The sequence below is a fragment of the uncultured Algoriphagus sp. genome, from assembly GCF_963974365.1.
GTDB lineage: Bacteria > Bacteroidota > Bacteroidia > Cytophagales > Cyclobacteriaceae > Algoriphagus.
Map to the genome: position 1 here is coordinate 194,327 of NZ_CAXBBX010000010.1, position 11,256 is coordinate 205,582.

General features: G+C 33.3%; 12 protein-coding genes. All 12 read left to right on the top strand.

Going from position 1 to position 11,256, the window contains the following annotated elements; all coding sequences use genetic code 11:
* Positions 1-240 precede the first annotated feature (240 nt).
* The 12 genes from AACZ87_RS14915 to AACZ87_RS14970 all read left to right on the top strand — a co-directional run bounded on the left by AACZ87_RS14915 (position 241) and on the right by AACZ87_RS14970 (position 11,236).
* On the top strand, positions 241-1,518 hold the full coding sequence (locus tag AACZ87_RS14915) for a polysaccharide ABC transporter ATP-binding protein (RefSeq protein ID WP_339868447.1): 1,278 nt from the start codon (positions 241-243) through the stop codon (positions 1,516-1,518).
* Positions 1,515-2,258: an FkbM family methyltransferase gene (locus tag AACZ87_RS14920; RefSeq protein ID WP_339868365.1), complete on the top strand. Its 744-nt coding sequence runs from the start codon at positions 1,515-1,517 to the stop codon at positions 2,256-2,258. The genes AACZ87_RS14915 and AACZ87_RS14920 overlap by 4 nt, the downstream gene beginning before the upstream one ends.
* A complete protein-coding gene (locus AACZ87_RS14925) occupies positions 2,255-2,968 on the top strand; it encodes a glycosyltransferase (RefSeq protein WP_339868366.1) in 714 nt (237 codons plus the stop codon). Before AACZ87_RS14920 ends, AACZ87_RS14925 begins: the two co-directional genes overlap by 4 nt.
* Positions 2,969-2,972: 4 nt before the next feature.
* Positions 2,973-3,950, top strand: a complete 978-nt coding sequence (locus AACZ87_RS14930) for a glycosyltransferase (protein ID WP_339868368.1) — start codon at positions 2,973-2,975, stop codon at positions 3,948-3,950.
* Positions 3,947-4,735, top strand: a complete 789-nt coding sequence (locus AACZ87_RS14935; protein WP_339868370.1) for a glycosyltransferase family 2 protein — start codon at positions 3,947-3,949, stop codon at positions 4,733-4,735. The genes AACZ87_RS14930 and AACZ87_RS14935 overlap by 4 nt, the downstream gene beginning before the upstream one ends.
* Positions 4,725-5,627 (top strand): glycosyltransferase, encoded by a 903-nt coding sequence (locus AACZ87_RS14940; RefSeq protein ID WP_339868372.1) that lies wholly within the window; start codon positions 4,725-4,727, stop codon positions 5,625-5,627. Before AACZ87_RS14935 ends, AACZ87_RS14940 begins: the two co-directional genes overlap by 11 nt.
* A 6-nt stretch (positions 5,628-5,633) precedes the next feature.
* Entirely contained in the window at positions 5,634-6,338 is a 705-nt protein-coding gene (locus AACZ87_RS14945; RefSeq protein WP_339868374.1) for an acylneuraminate cytidylyltransferase family protein, read from the top strand.
* Positions 6,316-6,960: an HAD hydrolase-like protein gene (locus AACZ87_RS14950; protein WP_339868375.1), complete on the top strand. Its 645-nt coding sequence runs from the start codon at positions 6,316-6,318 to the stop codon at positions 6,958-6,960. The genes AACZ87_RS14945 and AACZ87_RS14950 overlap by 23 nt, the downstream gene beginning before the upstream one ends.
* Positions 6,961-7,027: 67 nt before the next feature.
* A complete protein-coding gene (locus AACZ87_RS14955; RefSeq protein WP_339868378.1) occupies positions 7,028-7,690 on the top strand; it encodes a glycosyltransferase family 29 protein in 663 nt (220 codons plus the stop codon).
* On the top strand, positions 7,665-8,939 hold the full coding sequence (locus tag AACZ87_RS14960; protein ID WP_339868380.1) for a DUF6056 family protein: 1,275 nt from the start codon (positions 7,665-7,667) through the stop codon (positions 8,937-8,939). The genes AACZ87_RS14955 and AACZ87_RS14960 overlap by 26 nt, the downstream gene beginning before the upstream one ends.
* Positions 8,929-10,092 carry a glycosyltransferase family 4 protein gene (locus AACZ87_RS14965; protein WP_339868382.1) on the top strand — a complete coding sequence of 388 codons (1,164 nt, stop codon included), beginning with the start codon at positions 8,929-8,931 and terminating at the stop codon, positions 10,090-10,092. Before AACZ87_RS14960 ends, AACZ87_RS14965 begins: the two co-directional genes overlap by 11 nt.
* Positions 10,079-11,236 carry a glycosyltransferase family 4 protein gene (locus tag AACZ87_RS14970; RefSeq protein ID WP_339868384.1) on the top strand — a complete coding sequence of 386 codons (1,158 nt, stop codon included), beginning with the start codon at positions 10,079-10,081 and terminating at the stop codon, positions 11,234-11,236. Before AACZ87_RS14965 ends, AACZ87_RS14970 begins: the two co-directional genes overlap by 14 nt.
* The last annotated feature ends 20 nt before the right edge of the window (positions 11,237-11,256 follow it).

The following is an 11,256-nucleotide window of genomic DNA, read 5'->3' on the forward strand; positions in this document are numbered from 1 at the left end:
ATATAATTTAAATTTATTTTAAAATAATTAGATTAAAATATTTCCTTCTTTCATATGTTATAAGATTTTATTGGAAAGCTGATAGGAATTAATTTTGAATCTATAATCTCCAGTTTAATATAGAGTTAATTTGTATTTTGGTAGCTGGTTGATTCCGAAATTATTAGGTTATAGTTCAATGAGATTATTTTGTTAACCCCTTATCGTTTAATTGGTTTATTACATCATTAAATTAATTCAATAGTGAATGCAGTAATTAAGGTCTCTAATTTGTCCAAGAGGTACCGTCTAGGACTTAAAGAAAAAACAGATAAAACTCTGATTAATCGGATTGGTACTGCCTTAATATCGCCTTTTAAGAATTATAAGATGTTACGTCAACTTAGTCATTTCGGGAAAAATGATGAGTCGATATTTTGGGCATTAAAAGATGTTAATTTTGAGGTAAATGAGGGTGAGGTATTAGGGATCATTGGTAATAATGGAGCGGGGAAATCCACTTTATTGAAGATCCTTTCTCAGATCACAGAACCTACTTCTGGTAAAATTGAAATTAAAGGAAGGGTAGCATCATTACTTGAAGTTGGAACTGGATTTCATCCCGAACTTTCTGGTAGAGAAAATATCTACATGAATGGAACAATTCTCGGGATGACAAAGCGGGAAATAGATTACAAATTGGACGAGATAATTGATTTTTCAGGGATAGATAAATTTATAGATACTGCTGTTAAATTTTATTCTTCAGGGATGAAAGTCCGATTGGGATTTTCTGTAGCTGCGCACCTAGAGCCTGAGATTTTGATTATAGATGAGGTACTTGCAGTAGGAGATTATGAGTTTCAAGCAAAATGTTTGAGGAAAATGGAGTCTGTGGCTGGACTTGGTAGGACAGTTTTATTTGTTAGTCATAACTTAGAGGCAGTTAAGTCTCTTTGCAATAGATGTGTTGTTCTTAATAAAGGTCAGATTAGTTTTAATGGATCAGTTAAGCTAGCTATTCAAAATTATTTAAGGTCGGACCTTATTAAACCTACTAACAGTATTGATTTAAAATCTCATCCTGAAAAGAAAGATCCAGAATTAGGTATTGTTGGAATGAAAATTTATATAGATGGGGAAAAAGGGAATGAAATATATGCTGGTCAAGAGTTAAAAGTTTCTATAGATTATCAAGTGTCTTTTGATCATTTGGGTATTCCTATGGACGTGGGTTTTGGCTTGTTTGATCAAGAAGGAAAAGGAATACTAGCTTTTAATAATTCAAACTTTAAGAAAAAAGTTATTTTGAGTAAAAACAAAGGCTCTATTGATATCATTATTTCTCATTTTCCTCTATACAGATCAGAACAACTTAATTTTCATTTGTATTTTGGTTATTTAGGAGATTACTATGAAGTATTATCTAGAGTTGCCATGATCTCCTGCCTTCAAAATGATTTTATAAATTCGGGAAATCGCTTAAATGAAAGTTTAAATACTGTATATATATCAGATGTAAATTTTATTTTAAATTGAAAATATTACGAAAAATTTCTATTCCCATAATAAATCTACTTCCGATTAATTTTAAATGGAAGCTTTATTCAACATCTTTTTTTAGGAGAAAACTTCGAGTTAATTTTAATTTGACTCGATCAAATGTACTTACTGGATATTCAAAAATTATTGTGGTTGGAGGAAATGACGGTTTAAGCTTTGATGATTTATTTCAGTCCTTAGATCCGAAATTAATAAAAGGAGTTGTTATTGAGCCATCTGAAAAGTATTTCAATCAATTGAAATTTAATCTAAAAGAATTTACCGGCCTTAAGTTTTTAAGATGTGCTATTTATAAGGAGAATATAAAATTAAAGCTTTTTCAACTAACAGATGCTGGTCTTAAAAAATTACCAGATTGGGGGCAAGGTTTGGGATCTTTTTCTAAAGATCATCTTTTGAAATATAAGGGAATTATTGAAGAAGATATAGAATTTGAATATGTTGAGGGGGTGTCCTTTCATTCTGTAGTAGCCAAATATTCTTTAGATCAAGTGGATTATTTGCAAATTGATACAGAAGGGTTTGATGGTGAAATTTTAAAAATGATTGATTTTAATAATTTTCAATGCAAAATAATTAAATTTGAAGTTGCTAATTTAAATAAATTTGAAATTAATGAGGTTGCTAATAAACTCGATGATTTTGGGTTTAAACTTAATAAAATAAAGGGGGATATGATGGCTTATTCTAAAAACGTAAATCCTATATTTTATTGATACCTAAGATTATACATTATTGCTGGTTTGGTAATGGTGAATTATCATCATCGGAAATTTGTTGTATTGAATCATGGAGAAAATTTTGCCCGGATTTTGAAATTAGACTGTGGAATGAAAGTAATTTTGATATAAATTTTTGTGAATTTACTAAAATAGCCTACAAACAAAAAAAGTATGCTTTTGTATCTGACGTAGCTAGGATTTACGCATTGTATTCAGAAGGAGGAGTATATCTGGATACAGATATGTTACTTATTAACCAATTGCCAGAAAAATTTTTAAGTTTTAATTTGTTTTTAGGGAAAGAGTCTAAAAGTTTATATAATGCAGCAATTTTAGGGTCTGCAAAAGAGAATATTATACTAAAGCAGATGCTTAATTATTATATTAATTCAAGTTCATCTATCTTTCAAAATCAGTTAATACCTCAAATTATTACCAAGGAGCTATCAAGCTATAATGAAAGCGTTGATTTTAATTCATTTCCCCCTGATTATTTTTACCCACTTCCATATCAACTTAGGTATTTCCACTATAATCAATTTTTGACAAGAAATACAATAGCAGTTCATCTATGGAATTTATCCTGGAAAAATACTCCCACATTATCGTTAAGAGATAAATTTCTAAGGTACATAAAATATTGTGTTTCCTATTTTTATATACCTCAATCATTTAAGGATTTTGCATCCAAATCATTTTATTAATTAAATGAGCCTAGGAATTTCAATAATTGTTTGCTGCTTTAACTCAGCTAAGCGACTTCTTAGTGTATTATCCTTCTTGGACAAATTGGAAGTTAAAGGTTTTGAATATGAGGTAATAGTAGTGGATAATCTGTCTACTGATTCAACAGTGGAGTTAGCTACTTCGTTCTTTTCTAATTCTAATTTACAAGGAAGGGTAGTTCATGAACCAATTCCTGGTCTTGCAAACGCAAGAAGAAAGGGAGTCTTTTCAGCTGCCTTTCCGATTGTTTTATTCTGCGATGATGATAATTATCTGAAGTCGGATTACTTGATCATAGGATTCGATCATTTTATTAATAATGAAAAACTAGGATGTTTGGGGGGGTATGGTATTGCCAAAGTCTCTATTGATCTTCCTTATTGGTTTGACCAATTCTCAAGTAGCTATGCTGTTGGAGCTTTGGGGAAGTCTACCGGAATTCAGAATAAAGGAGTCATTCATTATGGTGCTGGATTATTCTTTAAAACTGAGGCTTTGAAGAGTTTTTACCGGAAATCAATCGATTCTCCAATAACTGATAGAAAGGCGAATCAGCTTTCCTCGGGAGGTGATGGTGAATTATGTCTTGCTGTACAGCTAGAGGGATTTGAGATAGCATATGACTCCAAATTGAATTTCTACCATGAGATAAATGTTGAGCGAATTTCGGAGGCCTATTATTTAAAATTGAGAGAAGGGATTTTGTCTAATTATCCCATACTTACTGCCTATGAGTTTTTGCTAAACGAAAACGAGGGTAACTATAAGCTTTATTTAGTCAAACAATTTCCCGTTCTTCTCACAGGAGTAGTTAAGACCTATATCACCTTCCTAACAAAAAGTGATTTTATCTCTAGAGTCTATTGCTATAATTTCATCTTCAAGTTCAAGTATCTCTTAAGTAATTATTCCAGCGCTATCGATCTTTATCACCAGTTAAAAAGTAAGTATTCGCTATGATTCTGACCGTTGTAACAATTAACTATAATAATGCAGCAGGTTTGAGAAGGACAATTGCATCGGTAGCAAATCAGACTTTTAGCGATTTTGAATATGTAGTTGTAGATGGATGTTCCACAGATGGGAGTGTAGCAATAGTTGAGGAGAACAGGTTAAATATTGATCAATTAATTGTTGAGTCTGATACTGGAATTTATCAGGCAATGAACAAGGGAATATCTCTTTCTCAGGGTGAGTATATACTTTTCTTGAATAGTGGTGATGAATTCGCTTCAGAGCACCTTTTGGAACATATTCACGGCTATCTGAAAGGCAATGATATCATCTATGGAGATGTGATTTGGAGGGATGGTTTGGTTACTTGTTATCCGTTTTCCCTTCAATTTTCCTTTCTTAAAAAGAGGTCCCTACCGCATCAGGGCAGTTTCATTAGGAAATCTCTATTTAATACTTGTGGCTATTATGACGAGACCTTATTGATAACTTCAGATTGGAAATTTTTTCTTTTGAGTATTTGTAAGTTCAATTCTACCTATTCCAAAATCCCATTTGTTATTTCAAAGATGGAACCCGGCGGTATTTCTGATTCAAAAATCAGAAATACCAGTTCTATCATTTTCAAAGAAAAAGCCAAAGTTTTGTCAGAGAATTTCCCGGCTTTTTTGGTTGATTACGATCAGTATTCAAATAGATTAAAAGGTTTTCGATTTTTCAACCTCAAATTTTGGAGAAGGTACTTTTCTCCATATCGTAAATCTACTGCTGTATCAGAATATGATTGGTAAAAAACTAGGCTCATTTATTATTACCTATGAGCGCACTACTCACATTAAGGAGACTATTGCCATTATTAAATCCCAAACTATTAGGTCATCCGATATTCTAATAGTGGATAATAGTATTACTAGCAATGTAACAGATTCGCTACATGCGGATTTGGGAGAAAATGTAACTATTTATAAGGTCGGTCAAAACTTAGGTCCAGCTGGCGCAGCTAAAATAGGACTTCAAAGAATGACTGATGTTGGCTGTGATTGGATCTACTGGGGAGATGATGATGACCCACCAGAAGATAAATTGGTTTTTGAAAGACTATTAAGCTTGACCAAAAAATATCCGAAAGCTGGTGCGGTAGGTTTGGGAGGAGGAAAATTTAACCCATATACGGGCAGAACCAAGCGACTTCAAAATTCTGATCTTTCCCTTTCGGATGAGGTAGATTTTATTCCAGGGAATAAGTCATTTCTGATCAATGCTACACTGGTAAAGCAAGGCATCCTTCCTTCTCCTGAGTTGTTTTTTGGGTTCGAGGAGTTGGACTATTGTTTAAAAATAAAAAAAGCTGGATTCAAGCTCTATGTAGATGGAGATTACTGGCTAGAGCAGCGTAAAAAAATGGGTGCAGGAAATCCTGACCAACAATTTAAAAGCACCCACTGGGGTAAAAAACTTCCTAGTATTAGGACTTATTATTCAGCAAGAAATATGTTGACCATTCTCCTGAAAAATAGACTATACTTTGCTCTGATTTATAATTTTCTGAAAATCTTATTCAAAGCCATTAGCGGATTTAGGTTTGGTCTTGAATATGGAAAACTATCATGGAAAATGAATATGATGGCGCTTACTGATTTCCTCCGTGGGAAACTAGGGATAAAAAATATGCCACTTTACTAACAATATATGAGTGAAAAACCAACTGTTTCTTTCTTCCTTCCTGTGCGTAAAGGAAGTCAGCGTGTCATTAATAAAAGTACTAGACCATTTGCAGATCTGTCAGGAGGTCTATTGGAGCTGAAGCTTCGGCAGTTGCTTTCGTCTCAGCACTTGCATGAAATAGTTCTTTCTACCAATGATGAGGAAGCCATACGGATTGCTAAAAGTATTGAGGACCCAAATAAAAAGATCCGTATAGAACGGAGGCCAGATCATCTCTGTGTGGATACCACTGCTTTGTCTGATCTAATACTTTACGTTCCCAGTATAATCCAGCAAGGACATATTTTATGGGGACATGTTACGACTCCATTTGTGCTTGGAGGGGATTATGATCAGGTGATTGAGCAATATTGGATAGAATTGGGAAAAGGACATGACTCGCTTTTATCAGTATCTACTTTTCAAAATTTTCTGCTCAATTCCCAAGGTAAAGTGTTTAATTCAGATTCAGACGAATTTCAATGGCCTAGGACACAGGATTTGCCCACCTTATATGAGGTTAACCATGCTGTATTTATGGCGCCAAGAAGTATTTATATTGAAAAGAACAATAGGTTGGGTGTAAATCCCGCATTGTATAAAATGGATAAAATCAAATCTTGGGATATAGATTGGGAGGATGATTTCACTATGGCAGAAGCTATTTATGAAAAACTTAGAAAGTTATAAAGTTCTTCTTTGGGACTTTGATGGAGTCATTATGGATTCCATGCCGATACGTGAACTAGGTTTTAGAAAAGTTCTGGAAGACTTTCCTGATAAAGAAGTAGAAAAATTAATACATTTTCATAGGGAAAACGGTGGTTTGTCAAGGTATGTGAAGTTTAGGTATTTCTATGGAGAAATATTAAAAATGACTATTGCGGAAGAGGAGTTCAATCAATTGACTCAGAAATTTTCAGATATTATGCGAGAACTCTTAATCTCATCTGAACTTTTGATTAAAGACTCATTGGAATATATTCAAGCGAACTTTCAAAAACTTCCAATGCACGTAGTATCTGGATCGGATGGAGAGGAGTTACGTTACTTATGTAGTCAGTTGGGACTCTCAAAATACTTTAAATCTATTCATGGTTCACCCACCACAAAAATTAAACTAATTAAAGAACTATTAGAATCTGAGCATTATAATGAGAGCGATGTATTGATGATAGGAGATTCACGCAATGATAAAGATGCCGCATATACTAATGAAATTGCTTTTGCTGCTTACAATAATGAATTACTTCGTAGCACTGATTATTTGTACATAGATTCCTTTCGAAAATTGTTGAAAGCAATTGAATAAAGTCTTAAACAATCTCCGAGGCGTAGGTCTCTTAGCGCTTCATTTTAGAACTTTTGATTTTTCCTTGTTGAAAGGAAAAAGAGTAGCTATTGTTGGCCCTGCAGATTCAGCTTATTCCACTGGTCTAGGAGATTATATCGATGGCTTTGATTTTGTAGTAAGGGTAAATCGTGCTCCCTATATCGTCGCTACAGGAAAATTTAAGGCGGATATTGGTACTCGCACAGATATATTGTTCCACAGTTTTCATGAAAATGATGAATCGGGAGGTGGAATACTGGATTTTGATATGTACAAAAAGCAAAGCCTCAAGTACCTTATTAATCCCCGTAACAACCGAGCTGGAATTCAGATGACTCTAAATTTCTATAAGAAATACCATCAGAGTCAAAAGGTTTTCACTTTGCCTAAAAAACTTCATCAATTGGTGTGTGAACCTCTTGGTGAATTCAGGCCAACTATAGGCTACCTCGCACTAATGAGTTTGCTACATAGTCAATTTTCAGAATTATATATTACAGGTTTTACTTTCTATAAAACTGACTTTGGGGCTGGCTATAGAGATCATATAAAGACAAAGGAGGCAGCTAAAGATTTTATTAAGAAAGTGGGAGTTCATGACATAAATATGGAGTTTTATGGATTTCGAGATCTCGTAACCATTATGACTTTAAATAAAAAAATAATTTTAGATTTAAAATTAATTGAAATACTTCAAGCACATAAATAGTTTTGAGAAAGTCGTCTTTATAATCTCAATCATCGGAGTTTTAATCACATTTTTAATTTCCTTCCAAGCTTGGCTTATAAATGATGATTTTTTATTTATCACTAACTTAAGGAAGTTAGGTGTTAGTAATTTTCTTTTTGAAATGTATCTTAATTGGGATGGTAGGCAATTAACGCCAGCAGGATTTTTTCAATCTGTTTTTGAATTGTATTTATACCCTTATCTATCTGTTCCGATTTATTTGACAGCATTCTATTTTTCTGTGTTTAATTTGTTGAAAATGCTGTTTCGATTAGCGTTTAAAGAGATATTTGTTTTGACTTTTTTGTTTACTTTCTCAATGTTTCCATTTTTAAAACATATTGTATTTTGGCAAAATGGTGGTATTTATTCATTGTTTTTACTTCAAGGTGTATTACTTCTAATAATTTTTGAAAGGAAACCAATTGATAATTTGTTATGCCTTTTTATAATTGGATTGATTTTGTCTCTGACAACTCAGAATTTATTCATTCCAATTTTCTTATTTGTATTGATCAAAGTTTTGCATGATTTTTATTTTCATAATAAATTCAATTCAAAAGATTTAATTATACTTGTGAGTATGATTGTTGGGATAGGTATAGTTTCATTCGCACCTGGAAATTTTTCGAGAATAATAGCACAGACTGAAGTTAATAGTGTTTTAGATTCGATAAAATTTATACCCTCACTATATTTGTCAGTTATTGGATACGCTAAATATCCACTAATTATTGGATTTATTTCGTTTTTTTATTTCGGTTCTAATCTTTCAGGAATGCATTCTAATTATTCAATTAATAAGTTTATATTTCTGTTTTTCTTCCTTTCGTTTTCATCAATCCTTATATTTTCTAGATACCCACATTTAGCTTTTCCTAGATCCTTGTTTATGGCATCATTTTTATGTTTCCCTTTAGGAGCATTCTGTGGTTCTCGCTTAAGTAAATACCTTCATATAATTATGAGAAGAAGCAGTATTGTGCTACTTCTTGGGGTTTCTTTAATGTTCTTTATCCATCAATTTTATTACATATATAAATGTAGTGAAAGTATAGAAACTAGACATAATTTTTTACTAAGTAAGTCTGGGTCTAGCGAGACAGTAAATTATGAGCTGATAAAATGTTCGAATATTTTGATTTTTATAGTTCCTTCTCAGCAACCAATTTGGCAACCTTATCTGAAATCATATTACAATATTGAAAATTTAAGATTTGAAGATTAAGATAAGTTTGCTTTATTATTCAGTTGTTTTAGATTCATCTCATGGAGGGAGTAATCATGCAAATCAGTTTTTGAAGTTTGCGGGTAAGCATGCTGAAATAGGTCAAATACTTACTTTTCCAAAGCTAAGTCAAGGAATAAATGTTTCTTCTGGACAAAAATGGAAATGGGTAAAAGGGAATAGATGGTTTCTTCCTATTCGTTTTTATAGGAGAAACTCACATTATTTTAAGGAATTGGTAGAGCTAATTAAAAAGGAATTACCTGATGTGCTTATCATGAGGCCTGATAATAATTTTCTTCAGATTGGTCGCTTGAAGAAGCTATTTCCTGACTTGTTGATTGTATCTGAAATTAATACTTCAGCATTTTCAGAAAGCTATTTGCAAATTCCTTTTCGATCTTGGTTTAGGAAGCTGGAACAAACCACATATACCGAAGCAGATTTGAACTTTTTCGTTTCTGATGCCCTTTGTGAGGACATTTTAGGAAATAGGAAAGATAAAAAAAGAGATTTCGTGGTTTACAATGGGGTAGATCCTTTGAAGTTTAAGCGAAAGCATGATATTAACCATTACAAGCAAAAAATAAACTTAAAAGGAAAAACCGTTTTAGGTTATTTAGGCACCTTGGATATTCACAAGCATGTGGATGTTTTAATTCGAGCTTTTTCATTATTACGGGAGGATTATGAAGACTTGGTGTTGTTAATCGTTGGTGATGGGCCTGAGAAAGAAAAGCTGGATAAATTAATTAACGAGCTGAGCCTGAAAGATGTAATCTACATCACGGGATGGAAGAATGCAGAGGAAGTTCCGGCCTACGTTTTCTCTTTTGATATAGCGATACATCATTTTGCCAATTCTTATGGCTGTCCTCAGAAGTTACTGGAATATATGGCTGCGGGTATCCCATCTATTGGTCCGGATATACCTTTTGTGAATGATAATTTTGAGGGTGGCAAGCATTTACTTATTACCAAATTTGAAACTAGGAAGATTGTAAACTCTATTAAAAATTTACTTGATGATCCTGTTTTGGCAGAAGAATTAGCAAGATCGGGAAAAGAGTATGTAGCTGGAAAATTTACTTGGGAGAAAAGTGCTGATGAAATTATTAAACAAATTGTATTGAAACTTAATGAAGAAAATTAGAGTAGGTACAATAGGTTTGAGCTATAACCACAGGAAAAATTTCTTTGGCCTTGTTTCCACTGAAGTTGCTTATTCCAAGGTCTTGGATTTGATTTCTCCATATCGATTTATGATGCGTTCTCCCAGGCTTAAGAAACTGTTGGCTCATCCTATAATGAAGAATATTCATTATGCTCCATTTCAGAAAAAAGTTGATCTCTTTCATTTTTTCAATGCACTTTCACTTTCAAAGACTCCTTGGATCACCACCTTTGAAACCTCACTACCTCGCTGGGGAATCGATAAATTTGGGTTAAAGACAATCATTTCAGATTCATGTAAGGGGATAGTTGCTATGAGTGGCTGCGCAAAATCTATTATGTTAAAACGCGTCGAGGAAGAGTTTCCTGAATACCTTCAAAAGATATCTGAGAAATTAACAGTGATTCACCCTTCACAACACCCCAACCTTGGTTCTTGGGAAGAAAAAGGAGTAGTCCTTGAGGATTCATTGGTTTTTACATTGATTGGAAATGATTTCTTTAGAAAAGGCGGAGCAGAGACTTTAAGGGTTTTCGATCGTTTAATTTTAGGAGGAGCGAATGTTCAATTAAGGATTATAAGTAACCTAAAATTCAATGACTATGCTTCTAAAACTACCCAAGCAGATCAGGAATGGGCTTTGAAAGTTATTTCAAGATATCCTGATCAGATTTTTCACTTTAAAAACATCCCAAATACAGATGTCCTTGAGCTATTGAAATCGACTCATGTGGGTCTACTCCCCACCTATGCTGATACATATGGGTATTCAGTGTTGGAATACCAATCTATGGCCTGTCCTGTTATTAGTACAAATATCAGAGCCTTACCGGAGATTAATTCTAATGAAAAGGGCTGGGTAATAGAAGTCCCCAAGGATGAATATGGAGAGGGCTTATTTAGAAAGAATGAGGAGCGGCAACTGTTGTCTAGAATTGTAGAAGAGGCATTGGAAAAGGTAATACTTGAGATACTTGCGGATGCATCAATAATTTCCAGCAAAGGAGAGAAAGCTTTGCAAGGACTTAAGGAAAAGAATAATCCCAAAAAAAACGGAGAGGCTTATTTGGAGATATATAAGAAAGCTTTGAACCGTCTTGATACCGTCTATTCAACCCCCTAGAAATTGAAAAAGCAATTTCT

Excerpts from the sequence above, each read along its gene's own strand:
- AACZ87_RS14945 (WP_339868374.1), top strand. The coding sequence starts at position 5,634 with ATGAGTGAAAAACCAACTGTTTCTTTCTTCCTTCCTGTGCGTAAAGGA.
- AACZ87_RS14970 (WP_339868384.1), top strand. The coding sequence starts at position 10,079 with ATGAAGAAAATTAGAGTAGGTACAATAGGTTTGAGCTATAACCACAGG.
- AACZ87_RS14935 (WP_339868370.1), top strand. The coding sequence starts at position 3,947 with ATGATTCTGACCGTTGTAACAATTAACTATAATAATGCAGCAGGTTTG.
- AACZ87_RS14940 (WP_339868372.1), top strand. The coding sequence starts at position 4,725 with ATGATTGGTAAAAAACTAGGCTCATTTATTATTACCTATGAGCGCACT.
- AACZ87_RS14950 (WP_339868375.1), top strand. The coding sequence starts at position 6,316 with ATGAAAAACTTAGAAAGTTATAAAGTTCTTCTTTGGGACTTTGATGGA.
- AACZ87_RS14930 (WP_339868368.1), top strand. The coding sequence starts at position 2,973 with ATGAGCCTAGGAATTTCAATAATTGTTTGCTGCTTTAACTCAGCTAAG.